General features: G+C 70.5%; 15 protein-coding genes. 5 read left to right on the forward strand and 10 right to left on the reverse strand.

The window, feature by feature from the left end; translation table 11 throughout:
• Nucleotides 1–68 precede the first annotated feature (68 nt).
• Together ACZ5AJ_RS09955 and ACZ5AJ_RS09960 are read left to right on the forward strand one after the other, a co-directional pair.
• A complete protein-coding gene (locus ACZ5AJ_RS09955; RefSeq protein WP_464138746.1) occupies nucleotides 69–1,724 on the forward strand; it encodes an MDR family MFS transporter in 1,656 nt (551 codons plus the stop codon).
• A gap of 174 nt (nucleotides 1,725–1,898) precedes the next feature.
• The gene (locus tag ACZ5AJ_RS09960) at nucleotides 1,899–2,978 is read left to right on the forward strand and encodes a GNAT family N-acetyltransferase (protein ID WP_464133631.1); all 1,080 of its coding nucleotides are present in this window, start codon (nucleotides 1,899–1,901) and stop codon (nucleotides 2,976–2,978) included.
• 95 nt (nucleotides 2,979–3,073) lie between these two features.
• On the opposite strand, the gene guaA is transcribed toward ACZ5AJ_RS09960, so the two are convergent.
• The 3 genes from guaA to ACZ5AJ_RS09975 form a co-directional block, all read right to left on the reverse strand.
• Nucleotides 3,074–4,684, reverse strand: coding sequence for a glutamine-hydrolyzing GMP synthase (gene guaA, locus ACZ5AJ_RS09965; protein ID WP_464133634.1), 1,611 nt, complete (start codon nucleotides 4,682–4,684; stop codon nucleotides 3,074–3,076).
• An 87-nt stretch (nucleotides 4,685–4,771) separates the two neighbouring features.
• Entirely contained in the window at nucleotides 4,772–5,167 is a 396-nt protein-coding gene (locus ACZ5AJ_RS09970) for a DUF3817 domain-containing protein (protein WP_464133636.1), read from the reverse strand.
• A complete protein-coding gene (locus tag ACZ5AJ_RS09975) occupies nucleotides 5,142–6,059 on the reverse strand; it encodes an SURF1 family protein (RefSeq protein ID WP_464133640.1) in 918 nt (305 codons plus the stop codon). The genes ACZ5AJ_RS09970 and ACZ5AJ_RS09975 overlap by 26 nt, the downstream gene beginning before the upstream one ends.
• A gap of 220 nt (nucleotides 6,060–6,279) precedes the next feature.
• Here ACZ5AJ_RS09975 and pta point away from each other — a divergent pair, with 220 nt between their 5' ends.
• Nucleotides 6,280–8,391, forward strand: a complete 2,112-nt coding sequence (gene pta / locus ACZ5AJ_RS09980; protein ID WP_464133642.1) for a phosphate acetyltransferase — start codon at nucleotides 6,280–6,282, stop codon at nucleotides 8,389–8,391.
• Nucleotides 8,388–9,653 carry an acetate kinase gene (locus ACZ5AJ_RS09985; RefSeq protein WP_464133645.1) on the forward strand — a complete coding sequence of 422 codons (1,266 nt, stop codon included), beginning with the start codon at nucleotides 8,388–8,390 and terminating at the stop codon, nucleotides 9,651–9,653. Before pta ends, ACZ5AJ_RS09985 begins: the two co-directional genes overlap by 4 nt.
• 115 nt (nucleotides 9,654–9,768) lie before the next feature.
• Here ACZ5AJ_RS09985 and ACZ5AJ_RS09990 read toward each other — a convergent pair whose 3' ends face one another.
• Nucleotides 9,769–10,431 (reverse strand): biliverdin-producing heme oxygenase, encoded by a 663-nt coding sequence (locus ACZ5AJ_RS09990; protein WP_464133648.1) that lies wholly within the window; start codon nucleotides 10,429–10,431, stop codon nucleotides 9,769–9,771.
• 361 nt (nucleotides 10,432–10,792) lie between these two features.
• Complete coding sequence (locus tag ACZ5AJ_RS09995) at nucleotides 10,793–11,368, reverse strand: GNAT family N-acetyltransferase (protein ID WP_464133651.1); 576 nt, start codon at nucleotides 11,366–11,368, stop codon at nucleotides 10,793–10,795.
• 198 nt (nucleotides 11,369–11,566) lie between these two features.
• Between ACZ5AJ_RS09995 and ACZ5AJ_RS10000 the strand changes: the two genes are divergently transcribed.
• A complete protein-coding gene (locus ACZ5AJ_RS10000) occupies nucleotides 11,567–12,133 on the forward strand; it encodes a hypothetical protein (protein WP_464133655.1) in 567 nt (188 codons plus the stop codon).
• Nucleotides 12,134–12,209: 76 nt separating this feature from the next.
• Here the strand turns inward: ACZ5AJ_RS10000 and ACZ5AJ_RS10005 are convergent, their stop codons facing one another.
• From ACZ5AJ_RS10005 to ACZ5AJ_RS10025, 5 genes are all read right to left on the reverse strand, one after another.
• Nucleotides 12,210–12,710, reverse strand: a complete 501-nt coding sequence (locus ACZ5AJ_RS10005; protein WP_464133657.1) for a hypothetical protein — start codon at nucleotides 12,708–12,710, stop codon at nucleotides 12,210–12,212.
• Between the two features lie 50 nt (nucleotides 12,711–12,760).
• On the reverse strand, nucleotides 12,761–13,621 hold the full coding sequence (locus tag ACZ5AJ_RS10010; protein ID WP_464133662.1) for a hypothetical protein: 861 nt from the start codon (nucleotides 13,619–13,621) through the stop codon (nucleotides 12,761–12,763).
• 64 nt (nucleotides 13,622–13,685) lie between these two features.
• Nucleotides 13,686–14,795, reverse strand: a complete 1,110-nt coding sequence (locus tag ACZ5AJ_RS10015) for a GuaB3 family IMP dehydrogenase-related protein (RefSeq protein WP_464133664.1) — start codon at nucleotides 14,793–14,795, stop codon at nucleotides 13,686–13,688.
• A 12-nt stretch (nucleotides 14,796–14,807) separates the two neighbouring features.
• On the reverse strand, nucleotides 14,808–15,938 hold the full coding sequence (locus ACZ5AJ_RS10020) for a hypothetical protein (protein WP_464133667.1): 1,131 nt from the start codon (nucleotides 15,936–15,938) through the stop codon (nucleotides 14,808–14,810).
• Between the two features lie 110 nt (nucleotides 15,939–16,048).
• On the reverse strand, nucleotides 16,049–16,771 hold the full coding sequence (locus ACZ5AJ_RS10025) for an exonuclease domain-containing protein (protein ID WP_464133669.1): 723 nt from the start codon (nucleotides 16,769–16,771) through the stop codon (nucleotides 16,049–16,051).
• Nucleotides 16,772–16,873: the final 102 nt, after the last annotated feature.

Raw genomic sequence — 16,873 nt, forward strand, 5'->3', positions numbered from 1 at the left:
CAGGGTCCTCCGCGCCGCAGGAGTTCACCGGCCTGGACCGGCAGGGCAAGCTGGTCTTCATCGGCCTCATGCTCGGCATGTTCGTCGCATCCCTGTCGCAGACCATCGTCGGCCCCGCCATGCCCCGCATCGTCGCCGAGCTCGGCGGCGTCGAGCACTACAGCTGGATCGCCACCGCTGCGATGCTGGTGTCCGCCGTGGCCGTGCCGATCGTCGGCAAGCTGTCCGATCTCTACGGGCGACGCTGGTTCTACCTCGGCGGGCTCGCCGTGTTCATGATCGGCTCCATCCTGGCGGGACTCTCCCAGGGCTTCTGGTTCCTGGTCTTCGCCCGCGCCGTGCAGGGCCTGGGCATGGGCACCCTGATGCCGCTGTCCCAGACGATCATCGGCGACATCATCCCGCCCCGGCAGCGCGGCAAGTACCAGGGCATCATGGGCGCCGTCTTCGGCGTGACCTCCGTGGTGGGCCCCCTCATCGGCGGCACCATCACCGACAACTTCGGCTGGCGCTGGCTGTTCTACCTGACCCTCCCGATCGGCATCGCGGCCTTCGTCTTCATCCTGCGCTACCTGCATCTGCCGGTCTCCTCGCAGCACGGCAAGGTCGACCTGCTGGGGATGCTCACGCTGACCCCCGGCCTGGTGATCGCCCTGCTCGCGACCACCTGGGGCGGCAACTCCTACGCCTGGTCCTCGCCCACCATCATCGGCATGTACGCCGTCGCCGCCGTGTTCCTGGTCGCCTTCGTGGTGGTCGAGACCAAGGTGCCCGAGCCGCTGCTCCCGATGCATCTGCTGGGACGACCTATCGTGGCGCTGTCGGTGGCCGCATCCTTCGCGATCGCGGTCGCGATGTTCGGTGCGATCATCTACATCCCCGTCTACGCACAGGGCGTCATGGGGGTCTCGGCCACGAACTCCGGTGCGATCCTCATCCCGCTGTCCGTGGCGATGATCCTCACCTCGATCGTCGTCGGCCTGCTCATCACCCGGACCGGCCGGTACAAGCCGTTCCTCGTGATCGGCGGTGTGGTGCTCGTGGTCGGATATGCGCTGCTCGCCCGCCTGCAGTTCGGCGACTCCCAGTGGCATCTGACCCTCGCGATGATCGTGATCGGCCTGGGCCTGGGGCTCTCCATGCAGGTGTATACGCTGGTCGTGCAGAACGCCGTCGCGCAGCGGGAGCTGGGCATCGCCACCGCGGCGATCCAGTTCTTCCGCAACATCGGCTCCACCATCGGCACCGCGGTGCTCGGCACCGTCATGTCCTCCCAGATGGCCGACGCGATCCAGAACGAGCTGGAGAAGCTCCCCGCCGAGCAGCTCGCAGCGCTCCAGCAGGAGGGCGGCATGGACTCCTCCGATCTCGAGTCCGCCGTGCTGGATCCGGAGGCGCTCGAGCAGCTGCCCTCCTTCCTCGTCGAGCCGATCCGCTCCGGGATGGGCATCGCGATGCACGACGTCTTCCTCACGGCGCTCCCCTTCGTCGTGCTGGCTCTGATCATCTCGCTGTTCATCAAGCAGGTGCCGCTGCGCGACACCCTGCATGAGGCCGATGAGGCCGATGGCGGCGAGCACCACGAGCTCCGGGACACCACCACCGGTGCTCTCGCCGCGGTGGGTGCGAGCGAGTCCGTGACCGTGACCGGCGAGTTCCCGGAGGTCGGGCCCGACGACAGCGGAGAGCCCACGCATCGGGCGGACGGCCCCGCCCGGAGCTGACCACCGATCCGCTCCCCCGACGGACGACTTCGGACGGACGGCCTCCTGCCCTGCGGCAGGGGGCCGTCCGCCGTTCTGAGGTACGCCGACGCACCGGCTCCATCTCCCCGCGGCCGCGACGGATCGCCGATGCGCCGGCGATGGATCCCAGCGGGAACGTGCCACCATGGACTCGTGCCGCATTCAGATCATTTCCCGCCCGATCTCCCCGACGGGTTCGCCTCGCGCCTGCCCGAGGAGACCGATGTGGGGCCGCTCGCGGCGCTGCTCACGGCGGACATGCGGACCCATACTCCTGACGCCGTCGTCTCCGTCGACGGCCTGCGGTCCCGTCTGGTGGGCCCACGGTCCTGGTCGCGCCGCCAGGTCGTCGTCGTCCCCTCCGAGGCCGACGGCGCCCCCACCGATGCTCCGCCGCTGGCGTGGATGGCGCTCGAGGACCGCGCGAGCGGACGCACGAACGTCCAGTGGGCGGCGGACCGACGGATCCCCTGCCGAGATGCCGTCGTCGCCGCGCTGCTGGACTGGGCGGTCGAGGTGGGCGGCTCCTTCGCACGCCATCGCGGCGTGGAGTCCACGCAGCTCGACGCGACGGCGAACGCTCTGGACGAGGATCGGGCTCGGCTCCTCGCCGCGTCCGGCTACACGCGGGTGCGCAGCTGGCTGCACATGCGCCGGCCGGTGGACCCTGCGGAGGCCGACGGCCTGCCCGCTCCCCGTGAGGGGACCAGAGTGCGGCGCGTGCGCCTCCACCCCTCCGGGCTCCCGGTCGCCCAGGACGTCACCACCGTGCACCGCATGCTCGAGGAGTCCTTCGCGGACCACTGGGGCTCCTACCGGGAGTCCTTCGCCGAGTTCGTGCAGCGACTGGTCGAGGACCCGCAGGATGCGGACTGGGACCACTGGTGGATCGCGGAGGTCGAGCGGGAGGGCCGCTGGCTGCCCGCCGGGGGCCTCGTCGCCGCACGGCAGGCGCCCCAGGGGGACCTCGGCGAGGGCACCTACCTCGAGTACCTCGGCGTGCACCGCAGCGCCCGCGGCCACGGCATCGCCAAGTCGCTCCTGCGCGCCGCCTTCGCCGACGCGGCCCAGCGCGGCCGGTCGCGCGTGGAGCTGGAGGTGGACGCGGACTCCCCGACGGGAGCCGACGGACTCTACGAGGCGATGGGCTTCACGACCTTCGAGCGCACCGAGACCTGGCACGCCACGGCGTCGGCCCATCCGTCACGGCTTCTCGAGCCGCCGTCGGCCTGAGCTGACGACGGACGGGCCGGGCGCCCTCGTCCTCCGCGGAGGATGGGGGCGCCCGGCCCGTCGTGCGGCACGTCAGCGCCGGCCTGGGGAGAGTCTCACTCCCACTCGATCGTGCCCGGCGGCTTGCTCGTGACGTCGAGGGTGACGCGGTTGATCTCCGGGACCTGGTTCGTGATCCGCGTGGAGATGCGGCCGAGGACCTCGTAGGGAACCTTCGCCCAGTCCGCAGTCATGGCATCATCGCTGGTCACAGGGCGCAGGACGACCGGGTGGCCGTAGGTGCGGCCGTCGCCCTGGACGCCCACGGAGCGGACGTCCGCGAGGAGCACCACCGGGCACTGCCAGATGTCGCGGTCCAGGCCCGCGGCGGTGAGCTCCTCGCGTGCGATGGCGTCGGCGGCACGGAGGATGTCCAGACGCTCCTTGGTGACCTCACCGATGATCCGGATGCCCAGACCGGGTCCGGGGAAGGGCTGACGCCAGACGATCTCGTCGGGCAGTCCGAGGGCGGAGCCGACGGCGCGGACCTCGTCCTTGAACAGCAGCCGCAGCGGCTCGACGAGCTCGAAGGAGAGGTCCTCCGGCAGGCCGCCGACGTTGTGGTGGCTCTTGATGTTGGCCGCGCCCTCACCGCCGCCGGACTCGACGACGTCCGGGTAGAGGGTGCCCTGCACGAGGAAGGCCTTGTGCATGGACGACGCGGTATGGGCGGCCGCTCCGGTCCCCGCCACGATGCCCTGCTCGCGCAGGATGTCGGCCTGGGCCCCCTCGAAGGCGCGGATGAACTCGCGGCCGATGATCTTGCGCTTCTGCTCGGGGTCGGTGACCCCGGCGAGCGCGCTGAGGAACTGCTCCTCGGCATCGACCATGACCAGCTTCGCCCCGCCGGTGGACTCGCCGAAGGTCTTCTCGATCTGCGCGGACTCGTCCTGCCGCATGAGCCCGTGGTCCACGTAGACGCAGGTGAGGCGGTCGCCGATGGCACGCTGCACGAGCGCCGCGGCGACGGCGGAGTCCACGCCGCCGGAGAGCCCGCAGATGGCGGTGCCGTCGCCCACCTGGGCTCGGATCCGCTCGACCTGCTCCTCGATGACGTTGCCGGTGGTCCACGTCGGCTCGATCCCGGCTCCGCGGTACAGGAAGTTCTCGAGCACCTCCTGGCCGCGGTCGGAGTGGCCGACCTCGGGATGCCACTGGACGCCGAAGAGGCACTTCTCGGTGTTCTCGAAGGCCGCGACCGGACTGCCGGCGGAGGTCGCGAGGACCTGGAAGCCCTCGGGAGCCTCGGAGACGGAGTCCCCGTGGCTCATCCACACGTTCTGGTCGAGGTCCTGCGCGTGCAGCAGGGCGGAGTCACCGTCGAGAGCCTGGAGCCGGGTGGCGCCGTACTCGCGGACACCGGTCGCCGAGACGGTGCCGCCGAGGGCGGCCGCCATCGACTGGAACCCGTAGCAGAGGCCGAGCACGGGCACTCCCGCCTCGAGCAGCGCGCGGTCGAGGCGCGGGGCACCGGGCTCGTAGACGGAGCTGGGGCCTCCGGAGAGGATGATCGCCCGGGGCTGCTTGGCGAGGATCTCCGCGGCCGGCATCGTGTGCGGCACGACCTCGGAGTACACGCGGGCCTCGCGGACGCGGCGGGCGATGAGCTGGGCGTACTGGGCGCCGAAGTCGACGACGAGGACGGGGCGCTGATCGGTATCGGTCACCCCGCGAGTCTACGGTGCGCGCACGGCCGGGCGGGACTCCGCGCGCACTGCGGACGCACCGCGTTCGTCACGCTCGCCCCGCAGCGGTCAGGCTCCGGCGCGCTCGGCGTCCTGGATCGTCGGACGCGTGCGCAGATCGTGGTCCACGCGGGCATGGGTCCAGCGCTCCCCCACGAACGACAGCACCGGGATCACACCGAAGAACATGAGCAGCAGCATGCGCGGGAGCTTCCAGCGCATCTTGAGCCACAGGTCGAAGCCGAGGATCACGTAGACCATGTAGATCAGACCGTGGATCGGCGACCAGACGGAGGACACCTGCTCCCAGGTCGCCTGGGTCTCGGTTCCCGAGAAGACGATGTAGCGCATCACCATGATCACGCACAGGACGAGAAGGGCGATGCCCTCGACGATCGACGCCACGCGGAAGCGGGCGAACGAGGTGCGGGCCTGGATCTCATCGAGCGGCCGGGGTTCCGGCATCGGCGTCCTCCTGGACTCGGGCGGCGCTCTCGGCGCCGGAAGCGGGTGCGACGCCCTCGGCGCCGTGGACAGCGGGGGCCGACGACGCGCCGTCGGCCGGACTCGACGGCGCGAGGGCGGCCTCGAGCGCCTCGCGCTGGGCGGCGAGCTCGTCGAGATGGGCGGTCCGCACGGTGCGGAACCACAGATAGAGGAAGAAGACCCCGAACAGGATCCACTGCGCGGCGTAGCCGAGGTTCTGGAGGTCGAGTCCGCGGGAGAAGGAGGACTCCGCCTCCGGCATCGGCTGCAGGCCCTCCGAGGCGGAGGTCTGGCCGACATACCCCGAGAACATCGGTCCGCCCCAGACGTTCACCAGCTGAGGGGTCGCGATCTCGGAGGCGAAGCCGTCCTCCACGCCGCCGGCGGCCGCCTCGCTCGCCTCCAGCATGCCGACGATCGTGACCTCTCCGGACGGTGCCGACGGGATGAGGGAGGGGTCGATCTCGCCGTCCGCGCCGGTGACATCATCGGCGGCGATCCAGCCCCGAGCGACGGGGAGCAGCGCCTCGCGGCCGTCCTCGAGGGGCACGTGCAGGGCGGTCACCACGATCACCGCGTCCGTGCCGTCGATGCGGCGATCGGCCACGAGCACCTGCTCGTCCTCGGCGAACTCGCCGGTCGCGAAGACGGTGAGGCCGTCGAGATCGTTGGTGACGACATCGCCGATGCCGAGGACGTCCAGCAGATCCGAGGCGTCCTCGGACTCCAGCGCGCTCTTGGCCTGCTCGGACGCCATGCTGCGGTGCGCGCGATCCCACTGCCAGCTCGCGAGGAGTCCGCACACGATCGTCGCCGCCACCATGAGGGCGAGCAGCCCGAGGTAGCGGGGACGGAGAGCGACGCGCAGCATGCCCCCCATGGTAGGAGGGGTGCCTGAGGATGGCCTCCGACGGGACCGTCCGGCGTGCCCTGGCTCACTCCTGCCGGAGCAGGGCGGCTCGGACGACGGCGATCAACCGGTCCAGGAGGGCCACAGGGCGGGGCCGATGCGCACGCATCACATCCCCGGCACCGGTTGCAGGGACTCCTGCCCCTCCCGCTGGCAGGTTCCGCTGTCTAAGGTGGTCGACGTGTCGCAAAGCGTGTACGTCGCCAGCCCCGAGGGGATGACCGGGAAGTCCATCGTGGCCTTCGGACTGCTGGAGGCCCTCGCCTCCAGCTCGGATCGGGTCGGCGTGTTCCGCCCGGTCGTGAAGTCCACCAGCACGAGGGACTACGCCGTCGATCTGCTCACCACCCATCCCGCCGTCGATCAGGCGTATGACGACGCCATCGGCGTGGACTACCAGCTGATGCTGTCCGATCCGGAGGCCGCCCACGAGCAGATCCTGCGCAAGCACCACGAGCTCGCCCAGCGGTACTCGCTGCTGGTGGTCCTCGGCTCGGACTACGACGACCTGGCCAATCCCACCGAGCTCTCCTTCAACGCCGAGGTCGCCGCGAACCTCTCGGCGCCGGTCGTGATCGTCGTCTCCGGCATGGGGCGCACGCCCGAGCAGATCGGCGCCCTGGCCGCCGTCGCCGTCGGCGAGTTCTCCGGCCATCACGCCACACCGATCGCCGTGATCGTCAACCGCGCCGCGGCCGACGAGCTCGCGCAGGTGCGCGAGGCCGTCTCGGCCAAGGTCCCCACCGCCCTGGTCTCGGCGCTCCCCGAGAACCCGGTGATCATGGCCCCGACCATCGCGGAGCTGCAGACCGCAGTCGACGGCACGCTGCTGATGGGCAGCCCCGAATGGCTCGATCGCGTGGCGCTCGGCACCGTGATCGCCGCGATGAGCCTGCCCAACGTCCTGGAGCGGCTGACGGAGAGCGTGACCGTGGTCGCCCCCGGCGATCGCTACGACCTGCTGCCCGGGCTGGTCCTGGCGCAGCAGTCGGGCACGCTCCCGGCGCTCTCCTCGATCATCCTCACGGGCGGCTACGAGATCCCCGAGTCCGTCACCCGGCTCGTCGAGGGCATCCAGCAGGATCTGCCGATCATCGCGACCGACCTGTCCACCTTCGACACGGCGGTCCGCGTGGACCGCACTCGGGGCCGGCTGAACGTCCACAGCCCGCAGAAGCTCGACGCCGCCCGACGGGCCGTGGCCGAGCACCTTCCGACCTCCGATGTGCTGCAGGCGCTGGAGCTGACCCGCAGCGAGGTGGTCACTCCGCTCATGTTCGAGTTCGAGCTGCTGGCGCGGGCGCGCGGCGCGAAGAAGCGGATCGTCCTGCCCGAGGGCGACGAGCCCCGCATCCTCGCAGCGGCCGACGCTCTCCTCGCTCGGGGCGTGGCCGATCTGATCCTCCTCGGCGACGAGAAGGTCATCCGGGCGAAGGCCTCCCAGCTGGGGCACAACATCACCGAGGCGCGCATCGTCTCCCCGCAGGATCCCGAGCTGGTCGAGAAGTATGCGGCCGAGTACGCGCGGCTGCGCGCCAAGAAGGGCGTCACCCTGGAGCAGGCCCGTGAGAAGGTCCAGGACGTCTCCTACTTCGGCACGATGATGGTGCAGATGGGAGAGGCCGACGGCATGGTCTCGGGCGCGGTGCACTCCACCGCCCACACCATCCGCCCGAGCTTCGAGATCATCAAGACCAAGCCCGATGCGAAGATCGTCTCCTCGGTGTTCCTGATGGCGCTCCAGGACCGGGTCCTGGTCTACGGGGACTGCGCCGTGAACCCCGATCCGACGGCCGAGCAGCTCGCCGACATCGCCGTGCAGTCCGCGCAGACGGCCCGCCAGTTCGGTGTGGAGCCGCGAGTGGCGATGCTGTCCTACTCGACCGGCACCTCCGGCTCCGGAGCGGATGTCGACAAGGTCCGCGAGGCCACCGCCGCCGTGCGCTCTCAGCATCCCGAGCTCGACGTCGAGGGCCCCATCCAGTACGACGCCGCAGTCGACGCCTCCGTGGCCAAGACCAAGCTGCCCGACTCCGCCGTCGCCGGCCGTGCCACGGTGTTCGTCTTCCCGGACCTCAACACGGGCAACAACACCTACAAGGCGGTCCAGCGCTCAGCCGGGGCGATCGCGATCGGCCCGGTCCTGCAGGGCCTGAACAAGCCGGTCAACGACCTCTCCCGCGGCGCCCTGGTCGACGACATCATCAACACCGTGGTCATCACCGCGATCCAGGCGCAGGCCGAGGACGCCTCCGGCCCCGCCCCCTCCTCCGAGACGAAGGACCCCGCATGAGCCCGTACTCCCCCGCCGGCCGCTCCGACTCCGCTGAGCACGGGGCGAACGCCCCGTCCGGCGCCGAGACCGTCCTGGTGATCAACTCCGGGTCCTCCTCGCTGAAGTTCCAGCTGGTGGATCCCGTGACCCCGGAGGTCTTCGCCTCCGGCATCGTCGAGCGGATCGGCCTGGACAGCGGAGACGCGCGGATCGAGGCGGGCAGCGCCCGCGCGCCCTATCGCGGCGAGGTGCGCGATCACGTGCAGGCGATGAAGATCGTCTCGGGGCTGTTCGACCAGGTGGGCCTGTCGCTCGCCGACGCCAACGTGGTGGCCGTGGGCCATCGTGTCGTCCAGGGCGGGGCGCGCTTCTCGCAGCCGCACCGGATCGACTCATGGGTGCGCGATCAGATCTCGGACCTCAGCTCCCTCGCCCCGCTGCACAATCCGCCCGCGGTCGACGGCATCGACGCCGCCCGCGAGCTGCTGCCGGACATCCCGCACGTGGCCGTCTTCGACACCGCCTTCTTCGTCGACCTGCCCGAGCGCTCCAAGAACTATGCGCTGAACAAGGGTGTCGCGAGCGAGTACCGGATCCGTCGCTACGGCGCCCACGGCACCAGCCACCAGTACGTCTCCGAGCAGGTCTCGGCGGCGCTCGCCGCGGAGGGGCGCGACGTCTCCGACCTCCGTCAGATCGTGCTGCACCTGGGCAACGGCGCATCGGTCTCCGCGGTGCGCGGAGGCTCGCCGATCGACACGTCGATGGGCCTGACCCCTCTCGAGGGGCTCGTGATGGGCACGCGCACCGGCGACATCGATCCGGCGGTCTACGCCCATCTGCACCGCAGCGCGGGCATGACGGTCGATGCGATCGACGCCCTGCTGAACAAGCAGTCGGGCATGAAGGGCCTGTGCGGCATGAGCGATTTCCGCGACATCACCTCGGCCATCGAGCAGGGCAACGAGGATGCGACGCTCGCGATGGAGATCTACCTCCACCGCCTGCGCAAGTACATCGGGTCCTACGCCTTCGCGATGGGAGGGATCGACGTCATCACCTTCACCGCGGGGATCGGGGAGAACGTCGCCGAGGTCCGCTCGGGAGCGCTCGAGGGGCTCGAGGCCTTCGGCATCGAGATCGATGCAGAGCAGAACGCGCAGCGGTCGAAGGGCATCCGCACGGTCTCCTCGAAGTCCTCGGCGGTGCGCGTCATGGTCGTCCCCACGGACGAGGAGCTCGCGATCGCCCGTCAGGCCCTCGAGCTCGCCTCCAGCTGAACCCTGCCTCCCGTCCTCGTCGTCGGGCGCTGCGGCCCGACGACGATCACCTCATGAGTCACGACGCGACGGCGCCCGTCCCGGCATCCGGGGCGGGCGCCGTCGTGCTGTGGGCTCAGCCGCGATCGAGCGCGCCGAACAGCTCGCCCGCCAGCGCATAGCCGATCCTGGCCTCAGCCAGGAGCTCCTCCTGCACGGAGGGATCGCTGATCGCGTCCAGAAGCTCGCGATAGTCGTCCTTCACGCGTTTGGGCGCGTCGATCTCCGAGAAGTCCCACATGGTCAGCTGCTCCCGCGGAACGGCGTAGTGCCGCGCGACGAGCGCACCGATGGCCTGCCCTCCGGAGAGGTCGCCGAGGTACCGCAGGTAGTGGGGCGCGAGCAGCCCAGGGACAAAGGCCGAGCGGATCCGCTCGGCGTATCGGGCGGTGGCCGGCAGCGGCGCAGTGATCACGATCCCCTCCGCGACGGGCTCCTCCGATCCGAAGCGGGACCGCAGGTCGGATCGGATGGCCGATGATCGGGCGAGCCGCGGGTCGTGGAACGAGGCGGCGAGATCGTCGGCCGCAGCGGCCCTGGCGATCGCCTCCTCGAGAGCCTCGTACAGCGGCAGGTACTGGCCGAGCAGCCGCCAGTAGTCCAGCTCCGCGAGCCGACCGGCCATGAGGGCGGAGATGAACCCCTTCCCCTCGGCCGAGGAGTGCTCCTCGCGCGTCTCCTCACGCAGACGCTGGGAGAAGGGGGCGGGGGCGACGCGGGGTGCATCGAGGGCGGTCATGAGCATCTTCTCCCGGGAACCCTGAGCCGTTCGGCGGCTTTTTCTGACGTACTGTCATTTCCAGTGGACCACGATCGGGCCCCACCCGCAACAGGCGTCCCGACACGCGACCCGAGTGGCATGCGCCACATGCTGACAGTGTGGCAGATCATCAGCTCTCAGACTAGGGTTGCCTCACCTGCCCGGTTTTAGCAAGTCTCGCCTTGCCTTTAGTTCGCGTTCGGTCACGCCTCCTCGCATGCTTCAGAAGCCTTGCCTCATCGAACCCGAGGCCCGTATCGTCGTCGACCGCCGAGGCGTCACCGGCTCAGGCGGATCCTTCGGATCACGCGACTCAGGAGGCTCAGGAGGGTCAGGAGGGTCAGGAGGCTCCCGACGAGAGCCGGCCCAGCAGCCCCGAGCGAACCTCCGGCCACTCCGAGGAGAGCACCGAGAAGTAGTCGACATCGGCCACTGTGCCGTCGGCCGCGGGTCGGAAGGCTCGCAGCGTCCCCTCGAAGCGAGCGCCCAGCCGGGCGATCGCCGCGTGCGAGCGAGCATTGCGGTGATCGCATCGCAGCGCGACGCGTCCGACGCCGAGCTGCTCGAAGGCGTGGGTGAGCAGCAGCAGCTTCGCCGTCGGGTTCACAGAGCTCCCCCACACCTCCCGCGCATAGATCGTGTTGCCGATCTCCACCCGCAGTCCCGGAACCAGGTCGTAGAAGGTGGTGCGGCCGACCAGCCGCCCCTCCAGCTCGACGGCGAAGGCGAGCAGGCCCTCGCGCTCGGTCAGCGTCCGCAGGTGGCGCGCCATCGGCTCGTCGTCGGCCGGCAGCGGGGCGGACATCCCCGCCCACATCTTCTCGTCGACGAGCGCGCGCAGCGGCGCGGCGTCGTCGTCGGCGCGCAGCGGCCGGAGGGTGACGGCATCCCGGACGAGGACCAGGTCGTGCTGCATGCGGACTCCTTCTCGTGGCAGGTCTCCGAGCGTAGACCTGTCGCGGCTGGTGGGCGCCCATCTCCTACTCTATCCTCAGGGCCGTGACCGCGGCCGTCCCCGGGCTGCCGTCGACGACGGCCCCCGTCCCATCCCCATCCCCATCCCCACCCCGGTCCCTGCCCTGCGGGGAACCGACGAGACGAACCGGAGCACACGATGAGCTACCCCGGATACACCCCCGCCCCGAGCTACGGGTACGGCCCGCCCCCGAAGCGGCGCGGCATGAAGCGGATCATCTTCGGCATCCTGGGACTGATAGCCAACGGCCTGGGGCTCATCCTGATGCCGTTCCTCGGCGGCTTCATCGGGATCATCCTCGCCGCCGTCGGCATGTTGGATCTGGAGGCATCGGCCCCCGACGGCGGCACCTTCGAGATGAGCCTGACGAAGGTGGTGACCGTCTGGGTCCCGTCCGACGAGGCGGCAGGCGCCACCTGTGAGTTCGAGGGCGACGGGATCACCGCGGAGCCCGCCTACACGCCCGACGACGAGACCACCGTCGAGGTCGACGGCGTCGCCTACACCCAGATCTACTCCGTCCAGTCGGACAGCACCACCACTGCCACCATGCACTGCGAGGGCGCGAGCTCCGTGGCGTACTCGACGATGGGGATCATGCCGACCCTGATCCTCGCCGGCGTCGGCGTGCTCATCCCGATCGTGCTGGGCCTTGCCGCGCTGGTCCTGCTGATCTGGGGGATCATCGCGCGAGTGCGGTCCTGAGGCACCTCACGCCGCTGACGCGGCGTCGGCAGGCGGGGCGGCGACCGCAGGCGGGGCGGCGTCGGCAGCTGACCCGTCAGCCACGGGTCGCAGCTCCGGACCCGCCGCGGAGAACCTCGAGGGCCTCCCGCATGCCCGTCTCATAGGCCCGCTGCCAGAGCTCGTCGTCCGTCGCCCAGGCGTCGTCCCACCCGATCTCAAGAGCTCTCGCGGCCTCCTGTCGCGCGGTCGTGCTGAGCGCGCCGATCGTCCCGATCGGTATCCGCAGTGCGGGTCCCGTCGCATCATGGGACGGCTCCTCGGCGAGCGCGACCGCCTCGTCCGTCGTCTCCCCGCCGGGACGCGCGGTCCGCGATCCCACGAGGAGGAAGGACCCTCCGAAGGTCAGGAACAGGGCGGCCGTGAGGCTGAGCATCCCCGTGCTGGGGCGCAGCAGCGACGGCAGCAGATACTCGAGAAGGTCGATCCGCAGCGCCCAGTGGAAGGTAGGGGCGAGCACCCACAGCGACACCAGGATCGACGCTGCGAGCAGGAGGAGCACCGACGAGGCCCGTCGGCCTCCTGAGGATCGGCTCATCGGCTCCCCTCCCGCTGCTCCGGATCGTCATCCCCCGCCTCGGTGCCGCCTCAGTCGGCGCTCCCAGCTCCCGGCGCGCTCGACGGAGCGCTCGAGGTGTCCGGAGCGCTCGAGCTGTAGAGGACGGTCGGGGTGTACACCGAGCCGATCGCGTCGGCGGCCTCGGCGGAGTCGGACGTCGCAGCAGCGGCGTCCTGCCGCGGACCCGGCTCCGCCGACGATCCCTGTTCAGGGTCCGGCTCGGAGAGCGGGCTCAGCTCCGGTATCCGGCCAGGCTCAGGGAGCGGGCTCGGGTCCAGGGGTGGCTCCGCTGTCGAGTCTGGCTCCGGGGGCGATACGAGATCGACGGGGCGCGTCCCGGACTCCCCGGAGAAGCGCCCCGTGTCGAGCGCCTCCATCAGGTCCAGCAGGACGCGGGCTCCGCCCGGTCTGTCGTAGTCGCTGTGCCAGCGCATGCGGCGCTTCTCCGCGAGACGCGCGAGCTGGAGCGGTGTGCGCTCGATGTGTCCTGTCAGCGTCATGTCGTCGCCGATGATCCGTCCGTCATCCAGGTGGCGGACCTCGTCGGCCTCGTCGGCGGCTGCGCGCCGGGCGGAGATCGCAGCGTCCCGGGCTCGCCGCGCCACCCGTCCCCGCCACGCGGGGAGCACGACGAGCATCAGGAGCGTGATCGCGACGATGGCGAGGGGAAGCTGCTCGGCGAGCCGACGGCCCGCACCGCCCGACGTGCCGAGCGCGCCGGTGACGCGCGTGATCAGATCACCGAGCCGATAGCGGGCGATCTCGGCGACGGACCAGGTGTATCCCTCACCCGGCAGCGGCACGAACCACAGGGCGAGGACGACGACGGCGAGGACTCCGCCGACCGTCGCCTTCCCCCAGAGCGTCAGTCCGCGTGCAGACGCTCGCACCGTCGATCCTGCATCGTGCGCCGCCATCATCACCCCCGTGCCGCGCGGCGAAGCCCCTCTGGGATCAGAGGGTCGTGACGACCTCGACCCGCTGGAACTCCTTCAGATCGGTGTACCCGGTCGTGGCCATCGCATGCCGGAGAGCCCCCACGAGGTTGGTGGTGCCGTCGGCGGCGATCGACGGGCCGAACAGGATCTGCTCGAGGGACCCGGCTGTTCCGACGTGCACGCGATGGCCGCGGGTGAGCGTGGGATGGTGCGCCTCGCTGCCCCAGTGGTGGCCGCGACCGGGCGCCTCCTCGGCGCGTGCGAGCGCGGCACCCACCATGAGGCCGTCGGCCCCGCAGGCGATCGCCTTGACGAGATCGCCAGACCGGCCGAGGCCGCCATCGGCGATGACGTGGACGTACCGGCCCCCGGACTCGTCCATGTAGTCGCGGCGCGCGGCGGCCACGTCGGCCACCGCGCTGGCCAGCGGCACGGAGATGCCGAGGGTCTCCCGGGTGGTCTGCGAGGCGCCGCCGCCGAAGCCGACGAGCACGCCGGCCGCGCCGGTGCGCATGAGGTGCAGGGCGGCGGTGTAGGTCGCGCAGCCTCCGACGATCACCGGCACGTCGAGCTCGTAGATGAACCTCTTGAGGTTCAGCGGCTCGCGGTTGGAGGAGACGTGCTCCGCGGAGACCGTGGTGCCGCGGATGAAGAACAGGTCGACGCCGGCGTCGACGACCGTCTTCCAGTGCTCCTGGGTGCGCTGGGGGGACAGCGAGCCGGCGGCCGTCACGCCGGCGTCGCGCAGCTGCTGGATGCGGTCGCGGATCAGCTCCGCCTTGACCGGCTCCTCGTAGATCTCGCGCATGACCGTGACGACCTCGGCATCCGAGGCGTTGGCGATGCGGTCGTACTGCGAGGTCGGATCCTCATAGCGGGTCCACAGGCCCTCGAGGTCGAGCACGCCGAGGCCGCCGTGCTCGCCGAGCTCGATCGCGACCTCGGGCGACATGATGGAGTCCATCGGCGCCGCGAAGATCGGGATGTCGAACCGGTAGGCGTCCACCTGCCAGGACGTCGAGACGTCCTCGGGGTCACGGGTGCGGCGGGAGGGCACCACCGCCACGTCGTCGAAGCTGTAGCTGCGCCGCCCGCGCTTGTTCCGGCCGATCTCGATCTCGCTCATCACGCGGGCAGTCTACCGGCGCGGCCGGTCCGCCGAGTCCGACGGGCCGAACGGCTGAGGGGTGATCGGGGTCCCCTGGCGGGACGATCCGGCTGCGCCGACGAGAAGGCCTGCGGCCGCCAGCAGCGTGCCCGCGAGCGCCAGCACGAGCACCGTGATCGTCACCGCCTGCTCCACGCCATAGATCAGCCACATGTCGAGGTAGAAGATGATGCGCTCGCGCACCCACGGCAGCATCCCCAGATAGGCCAGCTGGGACAGGAGGCGCACGGTGACCGCTGCGAGCACGAGCGCACCGCCCGCCCGGACGAGACGCAGCCGCGAGCCCAGCAGCAGACCTGCACCGATCCCTCCAGCCAGGACGGACACGAGCAGCACCGTGACGATCGCCGCGACCCCCAGCGGACGGTGACCGACCAGACCGGACCACATCACGGCCCACCAGCTGAAGTGCGAGGCGAGCACCTGGATCAGCGAGAGGACGCTCTCAGCCAGCAGGATCACCGCACCCACCAGTCCCAGCGCCGCCGACGGCCGCGGGCCGACGACCGGACTCCGCCGCCCCGCGGCGATCAGCAGCAGGACCGCGGCGATCAGTGCCGACACCATCCCAGCGGCGATCGTCGCTCCCGGGTAGAGGGTCACCGCGAGTCGCGCGGACGGCGAGTAGGACACGGACATCCACTGCACCAGGACCATCAGCTGGAGGTGGAGCACCGTCGGGAGCGCTACCGCGAGCACGGCGAGGATGCCGGCGACCGCGGCGAGGCCCCGCCGTCGGCCGATGCACAGCACCCCTCCGACGAGCAGCACCCCGCTCACCACCGCCCAGAGCAGGGTCTGCAGCGCGTTGATCGGGAAGCCGAGCGCGAGCCGCGGACCCGAGCTGTACCCCCAGGCGACATAGCCGATGTCATTGGCCGTGAAGGTGAGGCCGACCAGCATCTGCAGCAGGTCCACCGCGGAGATCAGAACGAACAGGGCGGCGGCGATGCCGGTGATCAGCGGAAGCGCTCGACCCGAACGTGCGACGCCGCCCTCCTCGCCGGGATGTCCCGTGCGGCCCCGGGGACCGCTCGCCGCCGCGATCGGATCGGACGGCCCTGGGCCGCGATCGGACGCGGCGAAGTCGTCTGCGCTCATGGAACCAGAGGGTAGCCCAGCAGCGGTTCGCGGAGAAGATGCCGCGACCATCGTGGACGCCGGGCGGTCCACCGAACGAGCGGACGGTCCGGTTCACAGACGCCAGCTCATCACAGAGGCCAGCTCAGCGGCACGTCGGGTGTGCGGCCCTTCTTGCGCAGGAACTCGTTGAAGTTCTCCGCCCAGGCGCGATGCCAGGAGATCTGCTCGCGGTGCAGGTCCTCCAACGAGGAGCGCCCGACCTGGGGGAACGCCGCGACGATCGCTCGCAGCACATCGAGGGTGCTGGAGACGTCGACGTCGGCCGTGTGCAGACGCCCGTCCTGCTGGATGCCGTAGTGCTCGAGCAGGTCCACCAGCTTGCGCTTGCCCTTGCGGTAGCGGTCCACGCCGCGGTCGATCACCAGCGGGTCGATCACCGGGACGATGTCGTGCCCGAGCCGGTCGGCGACCGTGGGCAGACCCAGCCTGCGCAGCTCGTTCTCGATGATCTGAAGGTCGAAGGAGGCGTTGAAGGCGACCACGGGGACATCCTTCGACAGGGCATCGGCCAGCAGCGTCGCCACCTCGTCCAGGGCTGTCGCCGGATCCATGCCATGCTCCGCCGCATGCTTCGTGCTGATCCCGTGCACCGACTGCGCCTGCTCGGGGATCGGAACGCCCGGGTCGATCAGCCAGGTCGCGACCGTCTCCCCGGCTCTGCCGGGTGCGACCGAATGGACCAGGGCGACCGTGACGATGCGGTCCGTGGCGGTATCGGTGCCGGTGGTCTCGGTGTCGAAGCCCAGAAGCGGACGCTCGATCCAGCTGCCGGATGCGGAGGTCTGGTTCATGGACCCACCCTAGAGGGCCGGCCCGACCTTCCCCTCCCCGGACCCTCCGGCTGTGGACGAACCGGCGATGAGGAGGAATGATCATCTCCCCCATGCACCCGG

The sequence above is a fragment of the Brachybacterium zhongshanense genome (assembly GCF_055385755.1).

Excerpts from the sequence above, each read along its gene's own strand:
- ACZ5AJ_RS09955 (WP_464138746.1), top strand. The coding sequence starts at position 69 with ATGCTCGGCATGTTCGTCGCATCCCTGTCGCAGACCATCGTCGGCCCC.
- ACZ5AJ_RS09970 (WP_464133636.1), bottom strand. The coding sequence starts at position 5,167 with ATGCCGGAACCCCGGCCGCTCGATGAGATCCAGGCCCGCACCTCGTTC.
- ACZ5AJ_RS09975 (WP_464133640.1), bottom strand. The coding sequence starts at position 6,059 with ATGCTGCGCGTCGCTCTCCGTCCCCGCTACCTCGGGCTGCTCGCCCTC.
- ACZ5AJ_RS09985 (WP_464133645.1), top strand. The coding sequence starts at position 8,388 with ATGAGCCCGTACTCCCCCGCCGGCCGCTCCGACTCCGCTGAGCACGGG.
- ACZ5AJ_RS09990 (WP_464133648.1), bottom strand. The coding sequence starts at position 10,431 with ATGACCGCCCTCGATGCACCCCGCGTCGCCCCCGCCCCCTTCTCCCAG.
- ACZ5AJ_RS09995 (WP_464133651.1), bottom strand. The coding sequence starts at position 11,368 with ATGCAGCACGACCTGGTCCTCGTCCGGGATGCCGTCACCCTCCGGCCG.
- ACZ5AJ_RS10000 (WP_464133655.1), top strand. The coding sequence starts at position 11,567 with ATGAGCTACCCCGGATACACCCCCGCCCCGAGCTACGGGTACGGCCCG.
- ACZ5AJ_RS10005 (WP_464133657.1), bottom strand. The coding sequence starts at position 12,710 with ATGAGCCGATCCTCAGGAGGCCGACGGGCCTCGTCGGTGCTCCTCCTG.
- ACZ5AJ_RS10015 (WP_464133664.1), bottom strand. The coding sequence starts at position 14,795 with ATGAGCGAGATCGAGATCGGCCGGAACAAGCGCGGGCGGCGCAGCTAC.
- ACZ5AJ_RS10020 (WP_464133667.1), bottom strand. The coding sequence starts at position 15,938 with ATGAGCGCAGACGACTTCGCCGCGTCCGATCGCGGCCCAGGGCCGTCC.
- ACZ5AJ_RS10025 (WP_464133669.1), bottom strand. The coding sequence starts at position 16,771 with ATGAACCAGACCTCCGCATCCGGCAGCTGGATCGAGCGTCCGCTTCTG.